Source organism: Vreelandella nanhaiensis, assembly GCF_003990185.1.
Classification (GTDB): Bacteria; Pseudomonadota; Gammaproteobacteria; order Pseudomonadales; family Halomonadaceae; genus Vreelandella; species Vreelandella nanhaiensis.
The window spans coordinates 194,575-219,584 of the sequence record NZ_RZHF01000008.1 but is presented as its reverse complement, the minus strand read 5'-3'; the positions used below and the strand labels follow the sequence as shown (position 1 = coordinate 219,584).

Here is a 25,010-nt window from a genome sequence, read left to right as displayed (position 1 = left end):
TGACCATGGATTCTACACTGATAGCACTAGGTTTTGTCCTGGTGGCGCTGATCACCTTGCTGGGGTCGGGCGTATGGGTGGCCGTGAGCTTGGCGGGAATTGGCATCGGCGCGTTGGCCATCTTTACCCCCGTGCCTCTTGGAGATCTGGTAATCGGCAAGATATGGGAGGCGAGTGGAGCATGGCCGATGACAGCGTTGCCGCTGTTCATTTGGATGGGCGAGATACTGTTTCGCACCAAGCTCTCTCGACAAATGTTCAATGGCCTTGCCCCTTGGGTGGGCTGGCTCCCTGGCAGGCTCTTACATGTCAATGTATTGGGTTGTGGTATCATGGCGGCCGTTGCCGGCTCTTCGGCAGTTACCGCCGCCACCGTGGGTCGCATGAGCATGGCGGAGCTGAAAGAGCGCAAGTACAATGACCGCCTGATGATAGGCACCCTGGCCGGTTCGGCGACATTGGGGCTACTGATCCCACCTTCTATTGTACTGATAGTCTATGGAGTGATGGCCCAGCAGTCCGTGGCCAGACTGTTCATGGCGGGGATATTGCCTGGATTGATGCTGGTGTTACTGTTCATGGCTTATATAGCCCTCTGGGCTCTATTCAACTCCGATAAGATGCCGGCACGTGAGCCAAGGGTGAGCATGATGCAGCGGCTCAGCGCATCCCTGGGACTCTTGCCTATTTTGCTCCTGATCGTTGCTGTGATTGGCTCCATTTACGCGGGTATCGCTACACCGACGGAGTCGGCCACCTTTGGCGTAATTGGTGCGCTGACGATCGCCTACCTGACGGGATCATTGAGTTGGCAGACCTTTGTAGAAAGTCTTCTCGGGGCAACACGTATTGCCTGCATGATCGCATTCATCGTGGCCTCCGCGGCCGTGCTTTCTTCGGCGTTTTCCTTTATCGGGATTCCTCTGTATCTGGCACAGATGGTGAATGCCCTCGAGCTTTCTCCGTACATGCTGATATTCGTGTTGACAATTTTCTTCATCGTATTGGGGTGCTTTCTTGAAGGTATCTCGATACTGGTTATCAGCAGTGCCGTCGTCTTGCCGATGCTGCAATCAGCCGGCATTGATCTGTTATGGTTCGGAATCTATGCAGTGGTAATAATCGAGATGGCACAGATTACCCCCCCAGTGGGGTTCAATCTTTTCGTGTTGCAGTCGATTACGGGAAGAAATATCTGGCAAGTCACGCTTGCCGCGGTGCCGTTCTTTCTTATTCTTTGTCTTGCCGCACTCATTTTGGTCATGTTCCCAAGTATTGTGACTTGGTTGCCTAGTTTGATGTAGTCCGGCTACTTCTGTGATCTTGAGCTTTCTTTAGCCCACTGTGTGAAGTGCTTCACCAGCGGGCTCTCTTCTTTATTGTTCTGTCTTATGAGGTAGAACTTGGGAATCTTGTGGTCAGGAAGTTGGCTGAGCAAGTCAATACCCAAGGGTGCGACCAAGTCTCCTGCTGTAACTGCTTCTATCGCCTCGGGCCTGGATACCAGCCCCACTCCCATGCCAGAAAGCGTTGCCTTATAGATGGCCTCGTTGTCATGTAGATAGAGAAATTCCTCTTTCATCATTTCCTGCTGGGTATCCAGCATGTCGAAGATATCCTGCCAGAGAGTATTTCGGACCCAAGGGGAAATTAGACGGTGTGCCATCAAGTCTTTGATGCTTTCTATTGGCTGTTTCTTTAGTAGGTCCGGGGTTGCCGCAATGATTTTGAGATCGTTCATCAGTGGTTCGGCCTGGAAACCGCTCCATTGCCCATAGCCCCACTGTATTGCGATATCGATGTCCTTGGTGTCGAAATCGTTGTTCTCTGCGCCGATAGATATACGCAGGTCGATATTGGGGTGTTGTTCTGTAAATTCATGAAGCTGGGGAATCAATATGTTGTTGGCATAATAGGGTGATACATGCAGATAGAGCTTGTTACTGTCTTTATCCAAGGCATTCAACCCTTCCTCTAGGACGTCGAGGCTCTGTGTTATGTAGCCAAGCAGTTCCATGGCCTTGAGGGTGGGGTCCAGTCGATTGCCATTGCGTATGAAAAGTTCATAGCCGATCAACTCCTCCAACATTTTGATCTGGTACCTGACTGCTTGCGGGGTCAGCGATATTTCGTCAGCGGCATCCTTCACCGACTTTCTTTTCATTATGGTTTCGAATGCGCGTAGCGCATTGGTAGAGGGCATTCGCTTTCTCATCCCTATCCTCGCATTGGCGGTTATGCACTTGGCTTGAGCGTGACAGAGCAAGGCGTGAAGGTGTTGTTATTGAACATTTTCACATTACAGGTATTCATTTTTTATGCAAGATATCTCGCAACGTAGAGCGGTCTCAATAACCAAGTGCAACACCTGACTCACTTGGTAAGCTATCCCCATGACTCTTCAATACCACCTTCTTTCCGCCGAAGAACGGGCTGCCATCATGTTAATGCACGCGAATCACTCGTTGCGTGACATCGCTCGCCACCTTGACCGCTCTGTGAGTACTGTATCGCATGAGATAGCTCGTCACACGATCACTGCTGAAAAGGGGTACGACGCCAGTCTTGCAGGGTTTCGAGCCCACATAACCCGGCGACGAGCACGCCGCACACCAAAGCTGCATCCGGATAGCCAGCTGTTCGGGCTAGTGACCTACTTGCTGTGCAAGTACTGGTCACCACGCCAAATCGCCCTCACACTGAAGCGTATGTACCCCCATGACCCAAAACGCCACGTCTCGCATGAGACTATCTACAATGCGCTTTATGTGATGCCCCGTGGCTCGCTCAAGAAAGAACTCATCACTTGCCTACGCCAGGGACATGGTAAGCGACGCCCGCGCAGTCGCGACGAAACCGTTCCACCCTTGGACCAACGGTCAAGTGGAGCGAATGAACCGCACCATCAAAGAAGCGACGGTTCGAGCCTTCCATTACACCTCGTTAGGCCAGCTTCAATCCCACCTGAAAGATTATCTATGGGCCTATAATAGCGCCCGACCACTGAGAGCACTCAAGGGCAAAACACCGATTGAATTTATCCTTGAGCAATGGCAAAAAGAACCCGAAAGATTTTATGATGATCCAAACCATTACTTCACGGGATCAAACACCTAAGTTCTGTCTGAAAAGTCGGCTCTCATGCATCGTTTGATACAAGCTAGCGTCACCATCGTCCTGAAGCTACTGGCCAGCTTGTCATAACGGGTATTTAGCCGACGCTTTTCCTTCAGCCAGCCAAACAATCGCTCTACTACGTTGCGTTGACGATATGTCGATCGATCGAATTGATATGGCAGACCCGGACGCGGGCGCCTATGCAGGCGGCGTCGAGGAATGATCGGGCGCATGCCGTAACGAGTGCAGTAACGTCGCAATGCGTCACTGTCGTAACCTTTGTCAGCCACGATATAACGGCTACGTTTGCGAGGGCGCCCCGAACGGCTTGGCAATCGAACCTTCTCAAGTAGCTCAGTCAGATAAGCGGAGCCGGCCCGTTGGCCTGCGGACAAAGAGAAGGTAAGGGAAAACCCTGACTATCGCCTAGTAGATGTATTTTAGTGCTCAGCCCGCCACGGCTGCGGCCGAGCGCATGGTCAAGCGGTTCTACCGATCCCTCTTTTACCAGCACTGCTGGCAGATCGGGTCGCCTTGATGGTGGTTCAATCCACCATCCACGTATCGAGATCCATCAATCCATCTTCTCGAAGGTGAAGTCGTGTCAGAACCTGGTCAAAGGTACCATCAATACGCCATTGTCGAAAACACTGCAATACCGTCTTCCATGGGCCGTAACGCTCTGGTAGATCGCGCCATTGAGCACCGGAGCAGAGAATCCACAGGATTCCATTAAGCATCTGGTGATCATTCCGCCGAGGGCGCCCCATGGTCTGAGGAGGAGAAACGATATCTTTAATCATCTGCCAGCGCTGGTCGGAAAGTTCGTAACGGCCTGTCATGACACTCTCCCCTCCAATCAGTAGGGAGAGCATAGCAATCATGACTTTTCAGACAGAACCAGTATCAACTTACTCAACGAAGCTTATAGCCACGAAAGGGTTTGGGGCGTACTGCTGGATCAAGAAGAGCTTCTAGAGCGACGGCAATGGCTAATAGCCTAGAATCGTCACTTCCTGAGCCATTTAATTGCAAGCCAAATGGCAAACCATCTGAATTTGTCCCCATTGGCAGGGTAACGGAGCACCAATCAAAATAATTGGCGGGTTGGGTGTTGCGCGTCATACCCATTGCAGCCTGCATCGCTATGTTAGAATCCTCTAGTTCACTCAGCTTCTGCGGAGGCGCTTGTGTAGTAGGGCTAACAATCACATCGACGTGATCAAACAATGATTTAGCGGCATCAATATGACGGCGTCGTTCTTCCGCCAGCATTAAGTAGTGATGAGCCTTGAAGCCAATACCTTTTTCAATACGTGCACGAATAATGGGATCTATGAGTTCCTGATGTTCCAGAAAGAACTTTTCTCCCAACCATGAGAGTAAGTGTGCGGGCATGGCAACAGGGAAATAGCGTTCGCGTCCATCCACATCTGGTACATGCAGAGAAAGCTGCTTTACATCGCTCGCTTTAAACACTGAAAGGGCATGTTCAAACGCGCTTTTCATTTCCACATCGACGCCATCAAGGAAGTAATTGTCTGGCACGCCCAACGTTAGCTGACCAGGGGTTATCGAAGCATGATGGGTTTGTGATGACGGGTTGATTCTGGCATTCAACGCATTGAATGCAATGGCAGCATCCTGAGCGGTCCTAGTGAGTAAGCCTATGGAGTCGGTATGAGGCTCTAAGGGAAAGGCACCATCAGTAGGCCATAGCCCCTTCGTGGTCTTTAAGCCGAACAAGCCGCACATCGCTGCTGGTACTCTGACCGATCCTCCTGTATCGCTACCGATAGATAATCCGCATAACCCCGAGGCTAGTGCGACTCCTGCGCCTGAACTTGAACCCCCAGGAAGCCTATGCTGCTGGTCATCCCATGGATTCCAGGGAGTGCCACGAGATAAGGAGTATCCCGTAATCCCGAGTGCAAATTCTACCATCCGCGTGGTTCCAAGAATTATGCAACCCGACGACTTCAACGCACGAATAAAGGTTCCTTCTTGCGTGCCCAGTTTGTCCTGAATTGGCAGATTGGAGCCAGCATGCGGGGTCAGTCCATCAATAACAAAGAGATCCTTAACCGAGACCGGCAGCCCCATCAGCGGGCCCAAGTCGACTCCGTTGGCCAATAGCGTATCCATGGCGCGTGCTGTGGCTAGAGCGCGGCAGGCATCCACTGTTTCATAGGCACAGAGCAACGGATCCAATATTTCGATACGGGCTAAGTACGCACTCACCGCTTGCTCCGAAGTGATCTCACTTCGGCGCAATGCATCAGCGAACCCAGCGATGCCCAGTGACGCGACTGGGTCCGAAGGAAGAGTCATAGATGCTCCTTATTCATTATTTTAGGGGTGATAGGTGAATGGCATGAGTTACCGTTTAATGAAGTTGGCTTGCTAACGCTTGCAAGCTTGGTTTATACATAATTAGTCGTAAATAATCGAAAAGATACTAAAAAGTCGACTAAACGTCCTTATGTAGATCTTATTAAGAGGGAATATAATGAAAAAAATAATTGGTGTTGCTTCAATATCTCCCTGGCTTCTGGTAGCTCCCGCTGTGTTAGCTGATATCGAAGTGGGTGTCATTAACAGTTTGTCTGGTCCTTTCGCCGCCTTTGGTGAACGCTATCAGGCTGGAATGGAAGTAGCATTGGAAGAAATCAACGAAGGCGGCGGGGTGAAGGGCGAACCTCTGGCATTGTCCGTACAAGATGACCGCTCTGAGGCTACCAGTGCGTTGGCAGCGATCGAGTCACTTAATCGACAGGATGTTCCTTTGATTATGGGCTCCTATGCATCAAGTATTACTGGGCCGATGGCACAGCTAATGACCCGCCAAGAGATTCCGCTCATTGTGCTCGGCAGCGCAGACAACAGTATTACCAAACCTGGCTCGCCCTGGGTATTTCGTGCCAAGCACAACTCAACGATTGTGGCTGAAAGCTATTTCGACTATTTCGATTTCCTACGTGAACAAGACGATAACTTGGAAACCGTCGCTATGTTGTATGGCAATGGGGCTTGGCCGGCGTCTTTGGCCGAAGAGGGCGCACGTTTAGCCGAGGAGCGGGGCTATGAAATCGTGGGTGACCAATCTTACGATCAAGGCACCTCTGATTTTCGACCCATCCTCAACCGTTTCCGCTCCGAGGAGCCCGACCTGCTCTATGTGGTTGCCTACGCTGAAGATGGGGTCGCTATTGCGCGTCAGATGCGCGAGGTAAACCTCAATCCTAAGGCTGTGGCTATCGACACTGGCGCCGCCTTGCCTAGCTTCGTCGATCAGGTGGGTGATCTTGCCGAGTATGTGGCCACTGTGGTGAGTTGGAGTAAGGATGTTCAGTACGAGGGCGTGGAAGATCTCTATGAACGCCTTAAGGCCAAGACGGGCGAAGAGCCTACCTTCTACGAAGCAGAGGGTTATCTGGCACTTCGTGTAGCTGCCGATGCACTTGAGCGTGCCGACTCCCTTGAGCGTAGTGACGTCAGAGATGCGCTAGCCGAAACAGACCTAGATACACCGGTCACTCATGTTGTGTTTGAAAGCTTCGACGGCTTTCAAGGGCAGAACCCGATTCGCAGCCTTGTATTGCAGATCCAGGACGGTGAGCACGTCACCGTATTCCCAGCCGACCTGGCTGCTGAAGAAGTTCGGTACCCAACACCGGTATGGGACGAGCGCTAATCGGGACGCCTGCATGGCACAACTAGAGAGGTCATGATGTTTGACTATGTATCCTTCCTGCAGAATCTGTCTAATGGCGTGTTGATCGGTGGGGTCTATGCGCTGATTGGGGTAGGGCTAACGCTGGTGTTCGGGGTAATGAAAATAATCAACTTCGCCCACGGGGACTTCGTTATTCTGGGCATGTATTGCTCCGTATTGCTCAACTCCTTATTTGGCTGGGATCCTTACCTATCTCTACTTGTTGCCATGCCTCTTGGGTTTGTGACCGGGGCATTACTACAGCGATTAGTGCTTTCCCGCTTAATGGAAGCACCGCCAGAAAGTTCGCTCCTGGTCACCCTTGGGCTAGCCTTGGTTATTGGCAATATACTGTTATTGACCTTTGGCGCCGAGCCCAAGTCCGTCAATGTGTCGTATGCCTCCAGTACGGTTTCCCTTGGGGATGTTAGTTTCTCACTGATCCTGCTGCTTGCTGGTCTGGCAACGATGGTGGTGATTGCCGGACTTTATACGGTACTCAACCATACGGAACTGGGCCGTGCCATTCGTGCTACTGCCGACAATCGCTTGGGTGCTGAGCTCGTGGGTATCAATACCCGTTGGATCGAAGCCGTGGTTTTCGGTATTGGTATGGCCCTGGCCGTTACGGCAGGCGTTGTGCTGATTCCGCTGCTGTTTGCTACGCCGACATTTTCAGGTGCCATTTTCACGCTCAAGGCCTTTGTGGTCACCGTGTTAGGGGGACTGGGTAATATTGGGGCTGCTATCGCCGGTGGGCTATTGCTGGGAGTGGTAGAGGTGATGGGGGCTTCATATCTTACATCTGACTACCGAGATGCCTACGGGCTGCTGGTGTTCTTGTTGATACTGTTACTACGCCCCGAGGGCCTGTTCGGTAAGACGGTGAAGCGCGTATGAAAAAGCATTACATCATTTTTGCCGGACTGGTTCTGATGGGTATTTTCTATCCACAGATGTTCCCGGGCTATCTATCGGTGGCCATTACCTTACTGTTATACGCTGGCTGGGCTACCGCCTGGGACATTCTGGGAGGTTGGGCCGGCCAGGTGAGCTTAGGCCATGCTAGCTTCGTAGGCCTTGGTGCCTACTTCGTTGCAGTGGAGACATCCCATCATGAAATTGCTCCTTGGTGGGCGGTCCTGATGGCGCTGATTGCTGCTGCTATATTGGCCTACTTATGGGGACGCCTGACATTTAAGCTCAAGGGGCCTTACTTCACGCTATCCACCATCGCCATCGCTGAGGTATTTCGACTGATCGCCATTAATGAAGGCTGGTTGACCGGCGGCGCGACTGGGGTCTTTATTATGACACTGCCAGAGCCCTTCGGACTGGATCTCTTCTCTCGTCAGGTCAATTACTATCTGGCGCTGGCATTCGCGGCGATAACCGTCTTGGTAGTGATGCTTATATCGCGTAGCAAGTTTGGCTACCAGCTTCGCGCCGTGCGAGAAGATGAAGATTCCGCCATGGCATCGGGCATTAACCCCACCACTGTCAAACTGAAAGCGTTCATGCTCTCGGGTGCATTAACGGCTCTGGGAGGGGGTATCTATGCGATCTTTCTCTCCTTCATCGAACCTCACATCATTTTTTACCTGCTGCTATCGGTACAGATCGCCTTAACGGCCATCATCGGGGGGCGGGGAACCATCTGGGGGCCATGCATAGGGGCACTGTTGGTCGTGGGGTCGGGTGAGTTATTCCGGACGACGTTCGCAGAGGCCAATATGTTGATTTACGGCTTGTTAATCATGGTCGTGGTTATCTTCATGCCTCGTGGCATTGTTGGTGAGCCAGCGCGCTATTTGATCAGGAGGGTTTATGCCAAGCGCGCTCAGAGCTGATGGCATCACCGTAAAATTCGGTGGAGTCGTCGCGGTAAACGATGTTTCGCTGGATGTCGAGCAAGGCAAAATCCTTGGATTGATCGGGCCGAACGGAGCGGGCAAGACCACATTATTCAATGCCCTAACAGGCTTCGTTACCCCCCAGGCAGGCCGCATTTACTTACACGGGAATGAAATCACCCGACTTCCTCCGTATAGGCGCATACGTATTGGTATTGGGCGTACGTTTCAGACAGAAAGACCCTTCGAAGAACTGACATTGCTTGAGAATGTCCTGGTGGCGGCCTTCCTTAAGGAGCCCAAGCGCAAGAAAGCCGAACGATTGGCCATGGACGCCCTAGAAAAAGTGGGCCTAGCCGACCGATACGACCAACCCGCATTGGATCTTAACCTAGCGAGACGGCGACGCCTTGAGCTTGCCAAAGCATTGGCCGTACAGCCCAGTGTTTTGTTCCTTGATGAGATGATGGCCGGCCTCAATCCTCCCGCACTTAAAGATATGATCGGTTTTGTGCGTCAATTGACTGACCAGAATCTGACCATTGTGATGGTGGAGCACATCATGGAGGCCATCATTGCCTTATCGGATCATGTGATCGTTATGGCAAACGGCAGTGTAATTACCGAGGGTTTACCAGGCGATGTGATTGAGGATCCACGCGTCATTACCGCCTACCTGGGAGAGGATTGATGACAGATCAAGTGGCTACTGTACTGAGTGTCGAAAATGTTGATCTTGGGTACGGTTCATTAAAGGTCGTCTTCGATGCCTCTCTGACGGTCAGTGCGGGTGAACTGGTGGGATTGATCGGGGGTAATGGCAGCGGCAAGTCGACGATCCTTCGAGCACTTTCAGGGATGATCAAGCCTTGGAAAGGAGCTATTCATTTTGATGGGCAAGAAGTCTCTGGGCGTAAGCCATATGAAATGGCGAGATTGGGACTCGCGCATGTACCGATGGGGCGTCAACTGTTCGGCAATATGACGGTACACGATAACCTGTTGCTGGGCGCTTCATTGCCCTCTGCACGTGAGCGTCGCGACGAGAACCTAGAGAAAGTTCATAGACTGTTCCCGGATCTTAAAAAGTACGCGCGTGAAAAGGCTGCGCAACTTTCGGGGGGGCAGCAGCAGATGGTGGCGATTGCTCGGGCGTTGATGCTTGGCCCCAAGATGCTACTGCTGGATGAACCTAGCCTGGGATTATCGCCCTTATTGGTTAAAGATGTGATGGCGGCAATACGCCGAGTAGCCGATACCGGCATGCCTATTTTGTTGGTCGAACAGAATGTTAAACAGGTACTACAGGTTAGCGATCGCGCTTACATACTGGAAAATGGCTATCAAGTTCTGGATGGACCGTCTAGCGAACTGCAGGACAATGAAAAAATTAAGAAGGCATACCTAGGGCTATGACAAAGGGAGAACATTGGTGACAATGTGCTTATACAGGTATACAAGACAAAGTGGTGTCTAGAATACCCGGGGCGATTCATCCAGGTCGGCGTAGCCGACTGCAATTATCCGATGAAAGGTTATATGGAAGAATAGCGGTACTTGCGATGAGTGAGGATAAATTGGACTCAGCTCAAGATTTATTCACTTTCAATTACTAGGTTGCTAAGGATTTTAAGAAGAGTGTTGCGCGTAACTCTTAGATCTTCATACTCTACACCCTGCACAGCAATATCGTTAACTTCCTCAGCTAGCGGTATCAACGTTTTTTTAAGGTTTTTTCCTTTTTGAGTCAGATAGATATGAATGTTCTTACGATTTCCATTCAGTTGCCGACGTTCGATTAGTCCATTAGCTTCCATCGCTTTTAAAGCGGTAAAAGTTGTAGGCTCCATAAGCCCTGCTTGTTCGCTAAGCTCCCGTTGAGTCAAACCTTCGGTAACCCATAAAATACGTAAGAAAGACCAGTGACCAAAGCTTACCGAGTGCTCCGCCAAACGTGCCTGTAGACTTTTTTTCAACATGCGGCCAGTATCACGTATCAAGTGTGCCAGTCGATCATCTGGCACATCTTCTTGCCAATGAAGTAGAACCGATCGGGTTTCTTGGTTTTGAGTACGAGGCATCCTAGAATACTCCAAAGAATCAAAATCCTGCCAACTATTATAACATACCAGTTAAGGCATAATTGCCTGGTGAGAAAGCTTGATTTCATGTCCATTCTGGGCTGATTCTAAAATTGCCAAACAGACTTCCATCGTTGCCATTCCCCATTCCCCTGTGTGAATGGGTTGTTGATTATTGCGTATGGCACCAATCAATTCGTCCAAGACCTCACGCCGCGGGATTACAGGTGGTGGCAATGGTTCCAAATAGCGTCTTGTATGAGCATATACCTGCACCCCTTGTGGCATGGGGCGAATATCAGCGTTATCACATGAAACCAGAACAAAGCCGAAATGATTATGCGTGCTGTCCTGTGGTCGGCTATTAGACAAGAAAAAGCCTGAGCCATAGGTACGGGCATTTTTGAGGTCAGCCTCCTGTTCCGGACTGTCAACTTCCGCCAGCTTTGCCCTGGCAAAACCATACTGATCGGGGTCTCGAGGCTGCCCAAGCTCACCTGACCAACCGCAAAGTTCATCGCTGTCAAAGTGAGCGAAGCCGCTATAGGTTATGTTGGCAAAAACATCATTATTAAAGGTGAGCAGCGCACTGTAAGCACCTTCTGTGGGGCGTGCAGGATCCCAACTTCCAGTGACGGCTCGAACGCTCTTGACGCTGTCTCCGCCAAGAAGACGTACAATATCGACTTGATGGGCGGCCTGGCTGAATACCACACCACCGCCCTGCATCGTGTCTAGCTCTTCGGGACGGCGAGGTCGGTAGAGAAAATCGGTGTAATTAAAGGCGCTAATCATACGTACCTTTCCGAAAGCTTGACTGTCGATCATCTCGCGAGCCTTTAGATAGGGTGCGTCAAAGCTATGACTATGCCCAACAATTAACCATCGATTAGCTCGTCGCATGGCATTGATCATAGCTTGGCAATCCTCAAGGGAGAGTGCCATTGGCTTCTCGACAAGGGCATGCTTGCCATGTGCCGCCGCTAGTTCGACATGCTTACGATGAAACTGATGGGGAGTAGCAATATATACCACTTCAACTTCGGGGTCGGCGCAAAGATCGGCAACCTCAGCGTAAGTGGAGGCATCGAAATCTTCACGAAACTGTTGTCGAGCCTCTGAGCGGGGGTCGGCAGCAGCCACTAAGCTAATGCCTGGATGGGACGCGAGAGTGGGCAGCAGCAGCATGAAGCCGCGGCCCAATCCGGCGACGCCTAGTTTTAATCGAGGATTTGTCACTGAGCACACTCCATATTAGAGTAAAGAATCATTCGGAAGGTCGATTACCAATTCTTCCGAACGCGCACGTGAGACACAGACCATGATGTGATTCTGACGATCGGCTTCCGATAAGACTAAATCTCGGTGCTCCGCTTCCCCCTCTAATAGCTGTGTCCGACAGGAGCCGCAGGTTCCGCTTTCGCAAGAATATGGTACATGATGGCCATTAGCCCTTAATGCCTCAAGAATTGAGACACCTACCGGAACCGGGATAGCCTCTCCAGTCTTGTGAAGGCGTACCGTGAAAGAATTGTCATCTGCCGTGCTAACTGATTGACTCGTACCAAAGTCCTCAAACCTCACACTTGATGGAGACCAGTGACCAGTCATATCTTTAACTGTTTCCATTAGCCCTCGGGGGCCACAACAGTAGATATGAGCTCCCTTGGGTTGCTCGAGGATTGGCCATAAATCATAAGCGTTTTCGGGATCTCCATGATCATGATGGATCACTATCATGCCTCGATATTCTGGAGCACTGAGTTCTTTCAAAAAAGCGGTTTGAGACGGCTCACGTGTCAAATAATAGAGCTTAAAGGGCTTGCCACTCTTAGCTCTAAGATGGTGAATCATAGAGAGAATAGGAGTGATGCCGATACCGCCAGCTATGAAGATATAGCGGGCTGGGTTGCCTTCAAGCTCGAAGTCGTTTTGAGGCACTGATACCTTGAGTCGGTCACCAAGCTGAACCTCGTCCACCAAGCTCTTGGATCCGCCTTTGCCACTATCTTCACGTTTAACGGCAATGACATACCTATCGTGCTCATCAGGAGCATTGCATAACGAATAGAAACGCTCCTGCCCGCTAGGAGTCTCAAGGCTTATATGAGAACCGGGGGTAAATTCGGGAAGATCGCCACCATCAGGATCAACTAATACAAAGCGGTGGATGCCGTCAGCTATTTCATCCCGAGCGGAAACGATTAGCTCATTCATAGGAAGCTTGTCGGAGGGGGTAGACATAACATACTCGCTATTGTTGTCGTGTTTTCGAAAAATAATTATATATCTAAGTATTTTGGCAGAGTAAATACAAGTAGAAGGAATTCTACTTTAGTCGCATTTGGCGCTAATGAATTTTCGCTTGCCGTTAGGCCGTTCTGACTGACGCAAGTAATGCACTGTAGAAATAGAGATATTCCATACAGCCTCCCAACTTACTGAAGGGGGGATACAGTTTCTAAGTGAGTATGAACAGTGGCAAAGCCATCGTCCGGATAGCAAGGCCGATACTTACAGAAGCGGAGCAGCAACTCCGAAGAGGTATTTTTCTTGACACGGGCTTGGCTGAACGATGGGGTGAAAGTAGTTTTCCAGCAGTGAACGGACTGTCGTTGCCAGCATTCAACACCAGAGACTAATCGACGACTAACTCAGCCATCGCGGAACTCACCAGCACTGACTGCGAGTCATTGGACAAATCTGTCAGGAAGGATTGCCAGCCGATAATAGAAAGCCTGTATATATCGAGCATCATCACTAGGTAGTAGCACTCGACCGTATCTATCGGCTAGGGGCCATGGCCTAGCATTTCGCATCTCGCGATTTCTGATGCCCTAGATGAATTTCACCATGTCGGGTATGTGCTGCTAGGTCACGCAGTGAATCTTACTGGCCGATTCATCCTCGCGCTGTCAATGAATCAGCCCTTCCTTATACTCGCCAACGGGCAAGGCTTAGATGGCGCTTGAGATTCTCACGTGACAGATACAAGTATCTGCAACGCTGAATATTATCATACTTAGCTTGCTCACGATTTGATCTAGAGACAATCTAGAGACAAGTGTTCACTGCCCAACAGCAACTTTCATTTGGAGCGACAGACAGCGCTTTGAGCGCAGTGTTGCGTCTGCACACGCACATAGGCACAAGGTAGATTGTGTTGCGTCACTCTTCCCGTCTGAGGGTAGATGTAGAAAGTCACAGCATATGAGTAACCTAGCAGGGTCATTTACTTGCAGGGTGGTGTGTTCTTCGATACTGCATTCTCAATAGAGCATAAATCCGACAGCTTACTTAAGTTTTCAAGCATTTCGCTAAGCTAAGCGCCTATAGCCAAAGAAATTTTCGTTAAGTATACAAATATCAGCTGTCAGTGAAGACATATCTTTATCGTACTCACGCATAAAAAAAGCATGCTACTTTAGTCTGTTTGACATAGTAATGGAAGGCGCTATGGTTAGATATATAAGTTAGATATCTAATTATATTCACAGAGCCATAAGTTCAGCTTGAAACTTATAAATCCAAACAGAAATGGAGACCGCGTCTTATGCTGACACAAGAAGAGAATGATTTACTGTGCCGTGTTGAAGGCGATGCGCCTATGGGTGAGATCATGCGCCGACACTGGCTGCCGGCCTGCCTATCCGAAGAAGTCGAAGAGCCGGACGGTGATCCGGTGCGGGTACGTTTGCTTGGTGAAGATCTAGTAGCGTTCCGCGACACAGAAGGAAGAGTAGGGATACTGGACGAGATGTGCCCACATAGGCGTGCTTCGCTGGTGCTGGGTCGTAACGAAGAATGTGGATTACGGTGCCTTTATCATGGCTGGAAAATGGATGTTGATGGCAATGTTTTGGAAATGTCGTCTGAGCCACCAGAATCGAAGATGACAGAAAAGGTAAAACATAAAGCTTACCCAACCCATGAAGCAGCGGGTTTTGTCTGGGTCTACATGGGGCCATCTGAGGAACAACCGGAGTTCATTCCACCAGTTTTTCAGCCTAGCCCCGAAACCAAAGTGTCCATCTCCAAGGTGATCATTGACTGTAATTGGGCTCAGATTCTTGAGGGCGCAATAGATTCGGCGCACTCTTCAAGCCTACATTCCACGGACATGGTTCCTGCCCGTAAGGATGGTGCAGAAGCGACTGATAAACTCTGGCTACGCCCCTCCACTGATAAAGCACCACGCTTGGAAGTGCAACAAACACCATTCGGCTTCAGATACGTAGCGCTTCGCCGGCCGATTAAAGATGCCAAGACGCATAATTATGTACGTACTACGCTCTTTATTGCCCCTTTTACCGTACAGATCCCTCCTAATAATCTCTACGATATCGCGATATTGCATGTGCCAATTGATGATACCCATACAGCATTCCACTTTATTGCCTGGGGTGATGCGAACACGACTCCAGATACAGAGTCTTGGCGTAAATTTCTCCACACGCAGGTTGGGCTCGACGTGGATAAGCACTTCCGTAAGTTTCGCACACGAGAAAACAACTACTGGCAGGATCGCCGAATAATGCAACTCGGCACCAGCTTTACTGGGATTGCGGGCATCCCTAACCAAGATATCGCGATGTGGGAAACCATGGGTCCTATCGCCGACCGTAGTCATGATCGTCTCGGAGCAAGCGACTTGGCTATTGTCGAGTTCCGTCGACAGATGGTTCAAGCCGCTAAAACCATGCAACAAGATGGAAAGGCTATCGGCGCTGAAGAGCCAAGAATTCCACACTACAAGCTCAAGTCGTTTCAAGGCATTGTCCCGAAAGAAGAAGACTGGCGTCAATTGGGTACTGCACCTGAAGAAGAGGTGTTATATGAGAGCTTACAATAACCATCAACCTCTTAAACGATGATACCCATGAGTGCATGAGCGCATCTTTTCATGGTGATGAGCATTCCATTTTAGATAATCACGCAGGAACCCTGATGAACAAGTTGGAACTTTCGGTTGCGATTGGCAATTATGATCGTGTGAGGCCATTGATCGATGGGGAGGTTCAGATCGATGGTGTGGACTCTATATATATGTTGCATGACCCCGAAGAAATTTTCTTTCGTGCTTTCCGTCATGCCGACTTTGATATCACGGAGCTTTCGCTAAGTAGTTACACTGTGAAAACAGCAGCAGGTGATTGCCCTTATATTGGAGTTCCCGTCTTTCCCTCACGTGCCTTTAGGCATACATCCATTTATATACGGACCGATCGAGGAATCCAAACACCTACGGATCTTCGGGGCAAGCGTATTGGGGTACCCGAATATCAGTTGACTGCCAATGTTTGGGCGCGCTTATTCCTCAAAGAGGATCATGGTATTCGTCCCCAAGACATGACATGGCTGCGTGGTGGTTATGAGGAGCCAGGTCGGGTCGAGAAAATCAACCTCAATCTTCCCGAGGGTGTTCATGTAGAAAATATTCCCGAAGGAGAAACACTCTCGGGAATGCTGGCTTCCGGAGAGCTTGATGCCGTAATGGGCCCTCGTGCTCCTTCTTGTTTTATGCAGGGACACCCACATGTCAGTTACCTCTATAGTGATCCTCAACAAGCAGCCTCGGATTGGTACCAGCGAACTGGCATTTTTCCAATTATGCATTTACTAGGTATTCGGAAAACACTGGTGGATAGCCATCCATGGTTACCTTTCTCGGTTTACAAGGCTTTTGAGCAGTCAAAGGCTAAAGCACTTGCAAAACTTAGTGATACTTCGGCGACCAAGGTAACTCTCCCATTTGTTGAAGACCAACTGCTGGCGGCACGCCGCTTAATGGGTGAAGATTTTTGGTCCTACGGCTTTGCACCTAACCGAAACACATTGGAGCGCTTTTTAGTGCAACACCATGCGGAAGGATTATCTCAACGTCTCCTGAAACCCGAGGAGCTTTTCCACCCCGCAACACTGGAAAGTTTCAAAATATAATAGTGTTCGGTAGCAATAAGAGCACTCAACATCAAAGATACTTATAAAAATAAACTAATCGTATTTTAACCAATAACAAAACTAGTAAAAAGGCTAAAAAATGAAAATTTCAATTAAAAAAACCGTGATTGCTATAGCTATTGTTTTTCCTAGCGTGATGAATGTCGCATCGGCTCAGGAATACAAACTCACTGTTGCTGGCGCCTCGCCAGGAGGATTATGGTCCCTGCTAGGTGCTGGTCTAGATAGCGCTTTAAAAGAGGAATATCCGGGCTCAACAGTGACTTACCAAACATCAGGAGGTGGTATAGCGAATGTGGCAGTATTGCAGCGTGGTGACGCTAACCTAGGACTTGTCGAGGATGCGGTTCTGCAGTTGGCTCGGGATGGAGAAGCTCCCTTCCGAGAGGCTGTTAATGATGACATTAGGGTGCTCTCTTATCTTTATACTTGGGCGCCGATGCAACCCGTCATACGGAAGGAGTTTGCGGAGGAGCATGGCATAACTAGTTTCTCGGATATCGCTGATATTAAGCCGCCAATCACCATCGCCATCAATAAGCGAGGCAATATCGCGTCACGTGTTGCCGAAGCTATGTTGGACTCTATAGGAGCAAGCTCAGAAGAGGTCAAAAGCTGGGGTGGTAACATTATCTATGCCGCTTCTAGTGAGCAGTCAGGCTTAATCCAAGATCGACGCGTCGACATGATATTAAATAGCTTATTTGTGGGACAGAGTTCGATCATGCAAGCGGCCTCTAGTGTTGATTTGGATTTATTACCCCTTTCTGAGCAAACCATCCAAGAGGTTTCTGAAAATACAGGGACCAATCCTTTTACAATTCCTGCAGGTGCCTACGAATGGGAGCAAGAAGAAACACCCACCGTATCCATCAGCGCTACCTTGGCCGTGAATAGTTCCATGGATGATGAAATGGCTTATAACTTGACCAAAGCCTTCTATGAAAACTACGAAAAGATTGCCGGTGTTCACCCAGCTATGGAAAGTCTGACGCCAGAAGTCATGGCGGGTGTCGAAGTGGTTCCATACCATGATGGTGCTGAACGTTACCTCAAGGAAGTTGGCCTTCGCTAAGTGTTAAGGACAATATCAATGCTGAGAGGTTTCAAGATGAATCACTTACTTCCGATTATAACAGGGACCGGCGCCAAGAGGTCGTTGACAGGCAAGCTAGGGATGGCTGTCCATGGAAGTGCAGCAATTGTGGCGCTGGGAGTTATTTACACCACGACGGTCGTGTATGTAGATCTTTATGCCATGATGGTTGTATTTCTATCTGCCATGCTGGCTTTGCTATTCCTTACTGTGAGCGCAGGACCAAATGGGCGAGTAGAACGTCCCAGCTTTGTAGACTGGTGCTTGGTAATAGCCAGTCTTGTTGTCGGTATTTATTTTCTGGCGGAAAATCAACGAATTGTTGAGCGCATTACATTGTTGTATCCATTGGAAATGCCTGATTTGGTGGCAGCCAGCGTGCTTTTGGTACTAACGATTGAGGCGACGCGTCGTACGGTCGGTTTTGGGCTGACTAGCGTTGTTCTGGCCTTTGTCTTTTACAATCTATGGGGGCACGGTCTACCCGGAACACTCGGTTTCAGGGAAGTTAGTTATAACCACTTCCTTGATATCATGATGTTTACGTCGGATGGATTGTTTGGAGTGCCCCTTCGAGTGGCTGCCACTTATGCCTTTCTTTTTGTAATGTTTGGTACCTTCCTTTCTAAAGCCGGAGGTGCTGAGTTTTTCTATAACCTAGCCTCCGCAGTGGCTGGCCGTAGAACGGGCGGCCCTGCTAAGATTGCCGTTATTTCCTCAGCACTCTACGGTACCATGTCGGGAAGCCCAACCTCAGATGTGGTCACCACGGGTTCCGTCACTATCCCTATCATGCAACGCCTTGGCTACAGTAAAGCGCTTTCAGGTAGCGTAGAAGTAGCTGCTTCAACGGGCGGGAGCCTATTGCCTCCAGTAATGGGGTCTGCAGCCTTCATCATGGCGGAGTATACGGGAATCGAATACCGTGATATCGCCATTGCAGGCATCATTCCTGCTTTACTCTATTTTTTGTGTGTTTACGCACAGGTGCATTTGCGCTCCCAGAAGCTTGGTCTGAGAGGATTAACGAAAGAAGAGACACCGCCGTTAAAAGGTACTCTTAAGAACGGTGGCCTGTTCATCCTTCCCTTGATTGCATTGTCATCTGCTTTGCTGATGGGCTATTCGCCCACTTATGTTGCAGCGGTATCAACTGTCGTAGTTCTGATGGTGTCTATGGTGCGTCGTTCAACACGAATGGGACCCATGGCAATATGGAATGCCCTGGCCGTAACTACGCTACGAATGGTATCCGTCGTTGCCGCTTGTGCAGCTGCTGGCTTGGTCATAGGGGGAATATCAATGACGGGGTTGGGCGGAAAATTTGCCGATCTTGTTTACTTGATGGCTGGCGATACCGCCTTCCTGGCCCTAATTATCTCCGCCGTGTTGGCCATTATCCTAGGAATGGGTATGCCAACACCGTCAGCTTTCATTCTAGCTGCTGTGCTGGTCGGGCCCACCTTGCTAGGACTGAATTTTAGTGTCCTTCAGACCAACATGTTCATCCTTTACTTCGCTGTGCTATCAGCTATGACACCACCGGTCGCAGTAGCCGCATTTGCCGCTTCGGCAATTGCGGATGCTAAGCCGTTGGAAATTGCCACCGGCGCGGTCAGATTAGCCATTACGGCTTTCATCGTTCCGTTTGCATTTGTATATGGCGAGGGACTTTTGATGGTAGGCGATCCTATCGAGATTATAGTTACCTGTGCTACCGCAGTGATCGGTGTTTTGCTATTGAGCATCGCCGTGGAAGGGTACTGGCGAGGTCGAGTCAACGTGTTCCCAAGACTTGGTTTTGGAGTGGCAGGACTACTCTTTATTACACCAAACGGTTGGGCAGTTGCACTGGCTGTGATTATTGTCGCCATGGCAATTATCGGTACACCACATCTACGGTTACATAGCCAAAAATTGCCTGCATAAGGTAGCTCAATTTTTCTTCGCATCTATGGAGGCAGAGTTATGGTAAAGACTCAGCCTCTATTCTTATTATAGCGGGAGATCATAGTGACAAGCTTGCAAGCACTACCGATCTTGCTATCGCTTGCCTCTGCATTAATGTTTGCTGTCACATTTGTTCTCGTCAAAATAACTGGGCAAAACGTATCATCTCTTGCTGCTCTTTGTGTAACTCTCACTACTAATGTGGTAACTCTTTGGGGCTGGAGTTTGCTGAGTGCGCAGGAAAGTATTTCGATTTCGATTGAATGGGGCTACTTTGCAATAGCTGGTATTTTCGCACCTTTGATGGGGCGTTTTTTTCAGTTCCAAGGCATGGCTAAATTGGGCGCAAATATTACTACACCACTAACCTTGACTCACCCAGTTGTTACTGTACTTTTCGCGGTTATATTTCTAGGTGAAATCCTTAGAATAGAGATAATTGTCGGTGTATTAATGGTTTTGTTTGGAAGCTTACTTCTTGGTTCACAGAGCGGAAGTCATCCCAAGAATGTTTCTGAAGTCTCGAAAAAGTATTTACTATTTCCGTTAGCTGCTTCGTTTACTTATGGCGTTTCAGTGATTTTCAGGAAAGCAGGTATTGATATCGGCACCAATGCAGTAACTGCCGCTGCAGTCACTACTACATCCTCCTGGCTCGTTTTGAGTATATACCTTGTGGCATTCAGACCCGCGCATGCGTTGATTCTTTGCCATACTGAATTTATAACACTTGTGATTGCCGGTATTTTCTCGAGTATTGGCCCCGTATTGCTTTATATGGCACTGCAAAAGGGTCATATTGCGATTGTTGCACCATTAGCAGCGACCACACCATTCTTTGTTCTACTAATTACTTTTTTGTTTATGCGTGATAATGAAACTTTCAGCGTGTGGATTATAATCGGAACTTTGCTTACAGTTTTCGGTTCAAGTTTTATGGTATATGTTGGAATGTCTTGAAATAATATTAAAATTAATAAAGATTAGTTGCTTATGCATGAGTTGGACGCTGAAAATCTCAATTCGAAATTAAAATATAGTTTTTAATTAACATTGAATGAAGATGTTAGAGCTGGTGATATAACTGAGCTTCCCCCCTGGGTTAGTGTCACTCTCTCAATAAGTCTTCACATTATGACGTTCGTTGAGTATGCGCAACGAACGCCAGGTAATTGAATGATCTGTGGGGGCGAACGTGATTGTAATGGTCTCGCTGCAAATGCCCAACTTGAGGCAGGCAGAGGATGTCAATCTTGGCGCTTTCCTCATATTCCAGGATAGCGCCAATGATCTGCTCTTCGGTATAGCGTGTCCTTTTTATGTTGAGATTTCCGTTAAACAAGATTAGCGTAAAATTTCCTTATGTTCATGGCGATAGTTTTGGGAGAAAGGCCACCCCTAAAATGATTATTCCAGGTATGAAAAAATCATTTGAGTTCCGAGCATCTTAAACTAACACCCAATTTAAATCCTCAGATTTATTGTTAATTATAGTTATATGAAAAACTAGACTAGGGGAAGGGCAGACCTATTTCTACAGAAATATTTATAAGCTATGCAAAAGCCTAAAACAGCCAAGCCTATAATGTCGGTGTAGAAGCCATCAGAGAAAAGATCCGCTGGAATAAGTAGGAAAAGCCCTCCAAATAGTAATAAGCAGCGAAACCATGTGCTCACTATACCGTGCATATATCCAACGATTCCCGCCGTAACCATGTATATGCCTAATATTGCCGATCCTAACGCCAAAACTACCTCTATAAGGCTGCCCTCTAATATAAGAGATGGGGCAAACAAAAATAGGAACGGTACGACATAGGCTGGCCAGGCCAGACGCATTGCAGCAATGCTCGTGCCCCAAGCTCCAGCACCAGCAATGTTAGCAGCCGCGAATGAAGCGAGGGCCACTGGCGGAGTCACCATCGAAAGAAGACCGAAGTAAAAGACGAAAAGGTGTGCTGAGATCACGGGTATACCGACCTCAACAAGTGCTGGCGCCACTAGCGTTGCGAGTAAGATATATACCCCTACAGTGGGCATTCCCATACCTAGCACTATACTAATTAGCGCGGTAATGAGAGCTAGCAGGAAAACATTCTCTCCACTTGCGTTGATAATATGAAGCGTGAGGTTAAAGGCGAGGCCTGAAATGTTGAGTACGCCAATGATTAACCCAGCTGCAGCACAAACAATGACGAGCCCACTCGCGGCTCCCCCTGCTGAAGACACAACCGGCCAAATATCACCAAGCGCAATGCGGCGTCCACGATACCCAAAAATTAAGCTTACAACTAATAGGGTAAGTACCGCCAATACGGCTGCTCGTTCGGGGCGCATATTTAAAGCAAACAGTGCATAAAAGAGGATTAAAAAAGGAATTAGAAAATGCCAGCCTTGTTTTAACGAATACCAGCCTGAGGGGATTTGGGAGACTTCGACCGAGCGGATATTGCGCTTGGCGGCATAAAGATCAACGTTGATAAAGATGGCAAGGTAGTACAGCAGTGCAGAAGGTAACGCCGCCATCATTACCGTTGAATAGTCGACACCGATGAAGTCTGCCATGATAAATGCAGCCGCCCCCATTACCGGAGGTACTAGCTGGCCACCTGTAGAAGCTACTGCCTCTACCGAGGCTGCATAAGCAGGGGTGAAGCCTGCCCTTTTCATCATTGGGATCGTAACCACGCCTGTGCCTACCACATTACCCACGGCACTGCCCGATATCGAGCCGAAGAGACCAGAGGCGGTAACGGCAACTTTGGCTGGTCCCCCTCGAAATCGCCCCATGCCCGCTAAAGCGATGTCATTGAAAAAGTCAGCTGCACCGCAACGCGCCAGGAGCTGGCCGAAAAGCAAAAATGGAATGACGATTATCACTGCGACTTTTAGTGCAGTCCCAAGCATCCCATTTGCATCGATCGCGAGATAGACCACCAGTTCCGATAACGTTGTCTCCCTGCTCTGAAGCTCCCCTGGGACGAGATGTCCAAATAGCCCGTAGGCTAGAAAGAGCAGGACAACCGATAGGATGCCAATACCGGCAGAGCTTGGCAGGTTAAATATAAGTGCACTGAATAGAACAACGCTAGTCGCGATAAGCCAGCCCGGAAGATAGGGTGCCTCCATTGATATCATTGGATAGTAAAAAGAGACATACAGCCCAACACAAAATGTTAAAGCTGCACAGGCAAAGTCGGCTGCTTTAAGAAGTCTCTTTTGAGTGTGCTCCGCCATGATCAAAAAACCAGCAGAGAGAGCAAGTGTTAGAACTAAGGCCAATAGCTGAACATCGTAAACCGAAATGTTCAGCAGTTGATGTATGTTGCCGGCATAAGCGACCGGCAACAGTACCATTAGTCCTCCTGCGAGCCTCTTCAACTGCTTGATCACACCGGTAGCCTTGTCAGGAACCAAGGTGTCATCTTTGGACTCTTGCATGACGTTACTCCATCATCCCGACTTCGTTATAAAAGCTAACCGCACCTGGGTGATAGCTTAACCCATTGAATTCAGGCGCCATGCTTTCAGGATCAAATTCCGCGAAGGTTTTGAGAATTCCACGTACTTTTTCAGGATTATCGTGTAATAATTTCACAATTTCATAAATAGTCTCTTCAGGAACATGTGTTCCCGCCGTTAGCACGTAGTCATAACCCATCATTGGTGTAGGCTCATCCACGCCTACACTGCCAATGCCCGGTTCGACCGTCTTAATATAAGAGGTGGATACGAATTCCTGCATCGCTTCTTCGGCTTCGGGTGTATCGTTGACCGCAAGCCAACGGATGCCTACGGAAGCATCTGCCTCGCGTGTTTTACCCCCCTGCAATGCGAAGAAAGCAACATCTACGTTGCCCGCGATGAGATCATCGACGCCATTTGGCACAGAAGGAACCATGTGCGCTTCCATATCATCAATAGACAGCCCCCCAGCAGCGAGAATTCCATCGACCTGAAATTTCAAGGTCGGCTGAGCTGAGTAACCATAGGTGATACTCGTGCCTTCAATGTCGGAGACTTTGTAATAATCTGAATCTTCTCGCACCATGAAGCCATAAGCTGAGGAGCTCAGCGAGGCAACGACTCGAAGGTTTTCCAGTGGCCTATCCTCGAATGGTTCCTGCCCCTGAACAGCTGCCGAAATATCAGGACTTGGGATCAATTGCAGGTCTAAACGCCCCGCATCAATCATTGGCATCGACTGTCCCGTTCCGCCATAAGCCTGCACCCGCACATTTATACCCGCTTCATCAGACAGAAACTTTGCCATACCGGCATTGACGGCATAGTTTTGCGAGCCTTGAGTTCCTGCGCCGATACCAAGCGACTGTGCGTTAGCACCGTTAGCCATAAAGAGTGTGGTGCCGAGGAAAATTGCACCTAACGTTGTTGTTTTCATGGTGAAACTCCGTTTTTTACTTTATTTGTTATCGATGATGGATAGCTTGTTTTTGTTGGGGCCAATCGTTTCCTTGCTTATATTCCACTATATCCAGCACGTGCCACCCAATAATCCCATGCACGTGCTAGTGGCATAGGACTTAGCAGCATGGCGCTGGTCTTTTCTATCTCTCCGTCGGTCAGGTAGCTCAGTTTTCCAATCTGTAAAGTGTCATGAATGAGCTTGGCATTATCCTTCAATGCTATAGACACCATGCAAACCGCTTTGAGATTGTCAGCAGCACAGACACACCCATGCCCACGCAGTAGAGCAACACGACTTTCACCAAGCACCTTAGAAAGCGAGTGTCCCATCTCCATTGAATCTACAAGCATATTGGTATCGCCGAATTCGTCTTGGCTGTCCCAAGTCTCTATTTTTGAGCCGATTACGGCAGACATATGAAAGATCGGACGCAATGAAATGGCATTCATGGTAAATGGCAGGATTGAGCGCGCATGATGATGCGTGACCGCGTTTACGTCGGGGCGGTCCTTGTAAATTGCTCCATGAATATGTCGCTCTGCATAGGGTCGACGGTGGTCATTGCCGATCAACTCGCCATCCAACGTAAACTCCATGATATCGCCACGGGTTACTACCTCGGGACTGCGTGAGCGCGATAAGAAATAGCGATCAGGGTTCAGTGGGTTTCGTACACTCACATGCCCAAAGTCATCTATTACGTCTTCACGAGCCAGAATGCGATTGGCAATGACTAGGTTGGTAATTGTCGTCTCAAGGATATCGTTCTCGAAACGTACGCTCATATTTTCAGACATCTGTTGGCTAC

General features: G+C 49.0%; 20 protein-coding genes and 3 pseudogenes. 13 read left to right on the top strand and 10 right to left on the bottom strand.

Going from position 1 to position 25,010, the window contains the following annotated elements; genetic code table 11:
- The first annotated feature begins 5 nt into the window (after positions 1–5).
- On the top strand, positions 6–1,304 hold the full coding sequence (locus tag ELY38_RS07770) for a TRAP transporter large permease (protein ID WP_127061100.1): 1,299 nt from the start codon (positions 6–8) through the stop codon (positions 1,302–1,304).
- Between the two features lie 5 nt (positions 1,305–1,309).
- On the opposite strand, the gene ELY38_RS07765 is transcribed toward ELY38_RS07770, so the two are convergent.
- Positions 1,310–2,203, bottom strand: coding sequence for a LysR substrate-binding domain-containing protein (locus ELY38_RS07765; RefSeq protein ID WP_185858934.1), 894 nt, complete (start codon positions 2,201–2,203; stop codon positions 1,310–1,312).
- Positions 2,204–2,393: 190 nt separating this feature from the next.
- Here ELY38_RS07765 and ELY38_RS19640 point away from each other — a divergent pair.
- Both ELY38_RS19640 and ELY38_RS07755 read left to right on the top strand, forming a co-directional pair.
- Positions 2,394–2,849 (top strand): annotated as a pseudogene (locus ELY38_RS19640) (transposase); the annotation flags it as partial.
- Position 2,850: 1 nt separating this feature from the next.
- Positions 2,851–3,117 (top strand): annotated as a pseudogene (locus ELY38_RS07755) (integrase core domain-containing protein); the annotation flags it as partial.
- On the opposite strand, the pseudogene ELY38_RS19635 reads toward ELY38_RS07755, so the two are convergent.
- The 3 genes and pseudogenes from ELY38_RS19635 to ELY38_RS07745 all read right to left on the bottom strand — a co-directional run.
- Positions 3,114–3,524 (bottom strand): annotated as a pseudogene (locus ELY38_RS19635) (transposase); the annotation flags it as partial. The pseudogenes ELY38_RS07755 and ELY38_RS19635 overlap by 4 nt on opposite strands.
- Positions 3,525–3,662: 138 nt before the next feature.
- Entirely contained in the window at positions 3,663–3,959 is a 297-nt protein-coding gene (locus ELY38_RS19630; protein ID WP_422822318.1) for a transposase, read from the bottom strand.
- 73 nt (positions 3,960–4,032) lie between these two features.
- Positions 4,033–5,448, bottom strand: a complete 1,416-nt coding sequence (locus ELY38_RS07745) for an amidase (RefSeq protein ID WP_127061092.1) — start codon at positions 5,446–5,448, stop codon at positions 4,033–4,035.
- A gap of 178 nt (positions 5,449–5,626) precedes the next feature.
- Here ELY38_RS07745 and ELY38_RS07740 point away from each other — a divergent pair, with 178 nt between their 5' ends.
- The 5 genes from ELY38_RS07740 to ELY38_RS07720 are packed head-to-tail and all read left to right on the top strand — an operon-like array spanning position 5,627 to position 10,101.
- Positions 5,627–6,811 (top strand): ABC transporter substrate-binding protein, encoded by a 1,185-nt coding sequence (locus ELY38_RS07740; protein ID WP_127061090.1) that lies wholly within the window; start codon positions 5,627–5,629, stop codon positions 6,809–6,811.
- A 33-nt stretch (positions 6,812–6,844) separates the two neighbouring features.
- The gene (locus ELY38_RS07735) at positions 6,845–7,732 is read left to right on the top strand and encodes a branched-chain amino acid ABC transporter permease (protein WP_246009089.1); all 888 of its coding nucleotides are present in this window, start codon (positions 6,845–6,847) and stop codon (positions 7,730–7,732) included.
- Positions 7,729–8,682 (top strand): branched-chain amino acid ABC transporter permease, encoded by a 954-nt coding sequence (locus ELY38_RS07730; RefSeq protein ID WP_127061088.1) that lies wholly within the window; start codon positions 7,729–7,731, stop codon positions 8,680–8,682. Before ELY38_RS07735 ends, ELY38_RS07730 begins: the two co-directional genes overlap by 4 nt.
- Positions 8,660–9,376, top strand: a complete 717-nt coding sequence (locus ELY38_RS07725) for an ABC transporter ATP-binding protein (RefSeq protein WP_127061086.1) — start codon at positions 8,660–8,662, stop codon at positions 9,374–9,376. Before ELY38_RS07730 ends, ELY38_RS07725 begins: the two co-directional genes overlap by 23 nt.
- Positions 9,376–10,101 (top strand): ABC transporter ATP-binding protein, encoded by a 726-nt coding sequence (locus tag ELY38_RS07720; protein ID WP_127061084.1) that lies wholly within the window; start codon positions 9,376–9,378, stop codon positions 10,099–10,101. Before ELY38_RS07725 ends, ELY38_RS07720 begins: the two co-directional genes overlap by 1 nt.
- 179 nt (positions 10,102–10,280) lie before the next feature.
- On the opposite strand, the gene ELY38_RS07715 is transcribed toward ELY38_RS07720, so the two are convergent.
- Genes ELY38_RS07715 through ELY38_RS07705 form a run of 3 tightly spaced genes read right to left on the bottom strand, consistent with a single transcriptional unit; the run spans position 10,281 to position 13,010 of the window.
- Complete coding sequence (locus tag ELY38_RS07715) at positions 10,281–10,766, bottom strand: MarR family winged helix-turn-helix transcriptional regulator (RefSeq protein ID WP_127061082.1); 486 nt, start codon at positions 10,764–10,766, stop codon at positions 10,281–10,283.
- Between the two features lie 51 nt (positions 10,767–10,817).
- Positions 10,818–12,005 carry a Gfo/Idh/MocA family oxidoreductase gene (locus tag ELY38_RS07710; protein ID WP_127061080.1) on the bottom strand — a complete coding sequence of 396 codons (1,188 nt, stop codon included), beginning with the start codon at positions 12,003–12,005 and terminating at the stop codon, positions 10,818–10,820.
- A 15-nt stretch (positions 12,006–12,020) separates the two neighbouring features.
- Positions 12,021–13,010 carry a PDR/VanB family oxidoreductase gene (locus tag ELY38_RS07705; protein ID WP_127061078.1) on the bottom strand — a complete coding sequence of 330 codons (990 nt, stop codon included), beginning with the start codon at positions 13,008–13,010 and terminating at the stop codon, positions 12,021–12,023.
- 1,309 nt (positions 13,011–14,319) lie between these two features.
- Here ELY38_RS07705 and ELY38_RS07700 point away from each other — a divergent pair.
- The 5 genes from ELY38_RS07700 (at position 14,320) to ELY38_RS07680 (ending at position 20,733) form a co-directional block, all read left to right on the top strand.
- Positions 14,320–15,618: a Rieske 2Fe-2S domain-containing protein gene (locus ELY38_RS07700; protein ID WP_127061076.1), complete on the top strand. Its 1,299-nt coding sequence runs from the start codon at positions 14,320–14,322 to the stop codon at positions 15,616–15,618.
- A 35-nt stretch (positions 15,619–15,653) separates the two neighbouring features.
- A complete protein-coding gene (locus tag ELY38_RS07695; protein WP_222845117.1) occupies positions 15,654–16,706 on the top strand; it encodes a substrate-binding domain-containing protein in 1,053 nt (350 codons plus the stop codon).
- A 100-nt stretch (positions 16,707–16,806) separates the two neighbouring features.
- A complete protein-coding gene (locus tag ELY38_RS07690) occupies positions 16,807–17,802 on the top strand; it encodes a TAXI family TRAP transporter solute-binding subunit (protein ID WP_127061074.1) in 996 nt (331 codons plus the stop codon).
- A 36-nt stretch (positions 17,803–17,838) separates the two neighbouring features.
- Positions 17,839–19,752, top strand: a complete 1,914-nt coding sequence (locus tag ELY38_RS07685) for a TRAP transporter permease (RefSeq protein WP_127061072.1) — start codon at positions 17,839–17,841, stop codon at positions 19,750–19,752.
- Between the two features lie 84 nt (positions 19,753–19,836).
- The gene (locus ELY38_RS07680; RefSeq protein ID WP_127061070.1) at positions 19,837–20,733 is read left to right on the top strand and encodes a DMT family transporter; all 897 of its coding nucleotides are present in this window, start codon (positions 19,837–19,839) and stop codon (positions 20,731–20,733) included.
- A 546-nt stretch (positions 20,734–21,279) separates the two neighbouring features.
- Here ELY38_RS07680 and ELY38_RS07675 read toward each other — a convergent pair.
- From ELY38_RS07675 to ELY38_RS07665, 3 genes are all read right to left on the bottom strand, one after another.
- Positions 21,280–23,214: a TRAP transporter permease gene (locus tag ELY38_RS07675; RefSeq protein ID WP_127061068.1), complete on the bottom strand. Its 1,935-nt coding sequence runs from the start codon at positions 23,212–23,214 to the stop codon at positions 21,280–21,282.
- Positions 23,215–23,218: 4 nt separating this feature from the next.
- Positions 23,219–24,175 (bottom strand): TAXI family TRAP transporter solute-binding subunit, encoded by a 957-nt coding sequence (locus tag ELY38_RS07670; RefSeq protein ID WP_127061066.1) that lies wholly within the window; start codon positions 24,173–24,175, stop codon positions 23,219–23,221.
- Positions 24,176–24,252: 77 nt separating this feature from the next.
- Positions 24,253–24,999: a class II aldolase/adducin family protein gene (locus ELY38_RS07665; RefSeq protein ID WP_222845116.1), complete on the bottom strand. Its 747-nt coding sequence runs from the start codon at positions 24,997–24,999 to the stop codon at positions 24,253–24,255.
- Positions 25,000–25,010 lie beyond the last annotated feature (11 nt).

What these genes read in the sequence shown, in the direction of transcription:
- ELY38_RS07720 (WP_127061084.1), top strand. Translation starts at nt 9,376, where the DNA reads ATGACAGATCAAGTGGCTACTGTACTGAGTGTCGAAAATGTTGATCTT.
- ELY38_RS07765 (WP_185858934.1), bottom strand. Translation starts at nt 2,203, where the DNA reads ATGCCCTCTACCAATGCGCTACGCGCATTCGAAACCATAATGAAAAGA.
- ELY38_RS07665 (WP_222845116.1), bottom strand. Translation starts at nt 24,999, where the DNA reads ATGTCTGAAAATATGAGCGTACGTTTCGAGAACGATATCCTTGAGACG.
- ELY38_RS07685 (WP_127061072.1), top strand. Translation starts at nt 17,839, where the DNA reads ATGAATCACTTACTTCCGATTATAACAGGGACCGGCGCCAAGAGGTCG.
- ELY38_RS07675 (WP_127061068.1), bottom strand. Translation starts at nt 23,214, where the DNA reads ATGCAAGAGTCCAAAGATGACACCTTGGTTCCTGACAAGGCTACCGGT.
- ELY38_RS07735 (WP_246009089.1), top strand. Translation starts at nt 6,845, where the DNA reads ATGATGTTTGACTATGTATCCTTCCTGCAGAATCTGTCTAATGGCGTG.
- ELY38_RS07715 (WP_127061082.1), bottom strand. Translation starts at nt 10,766, where the DNA reads ATGCCTCGTACTCAAAACCAAGAAACCCGATCGGTTCTACTTCATTGG.
- ELY38_RS07670 (WP_127061066.1), bottom strand. Translation starts at nt 24,175, where the DNA reads ATGAAAACAACAACGTTAGGTGCAATTTTCCTCGGCACCACACTCTTT.
- ELY38_RS07725 (WP_127061086.1), top strand. Translation starts at nt 8,660, where the DNA reads ATGCCAAGCGCGCTCAGAGCTGATGGCATCACCGTAAAATTCGGTGGA.
- ELY38_RS07690 (WP_127061074.1), top strand. Translation starts at nt 16,807, where the DNA reads ATGAAAATTTCAATTAAAAAAACCGTGATTGCTATAGCTATTGTTTTT.
- ELY38_RS19630 (WP_422822318.1), bottom strand. Translation starts at nt 3,959, where the DNA reads ATGACAGGCCGTTACGAACTTTCCGACCAGCGCTGGCAGATGATTAAA.
- ELY38_RS07730 (WP_127061088.1), top strand. Translation starts at nt 7,729, where the DNA reads ATGAAAAAGCATTACATCATTTTTGCCGGACTGGTTCTGATGGGTATT.
- ELY38_RS07770 (WP_127061100.1), top strand. Translation starts at nt 6, where the DNA reads ATGGATTCTACACTGATAGCACTAGGTTTTGTCCTGGTGGCGCTGATC.
- ELY38_RS07700 (WP_127061076.1), top strand. Translation starts at nt 14,320, where the DNA reads ATGCTGACACAAGAAGAGAATGATTTACTGTGCCGTGTTGAAGGCGAT.
- ELY38_RS07740 (WP_127061090.1), top strand. Translation starts at nt 5,627, where the DNA reads ATGAAAAAAATAATTGGTGTTGCTTCAATATCTCCCTGGCTTCTGGTA.
- ELY38_RS07695 (WP_222845117.1), top strand. Translation starts at nt 15,654, where the DNA reads ATGAGCGCATCTTTTCATGGTGATGAGCATTCCATTTTAGATAATCAC.
- ELY38_RS07705 (WP_127061078.1), bottom strand. Translation starts at nt 13,010, where the DNA reads ATGTCTACCCCCTCCGACAAGCTTCCTATGAATGAGCTAATCGTTTCC.
- ELY38_RS07745 (WP_127061092.1), bottom strand. Translation starts at nt 5,448, where the DNA reads ATGACTCTTCCTTCGGACCCAGTCGCGTCACTGGGCATCGCTGGGTTC.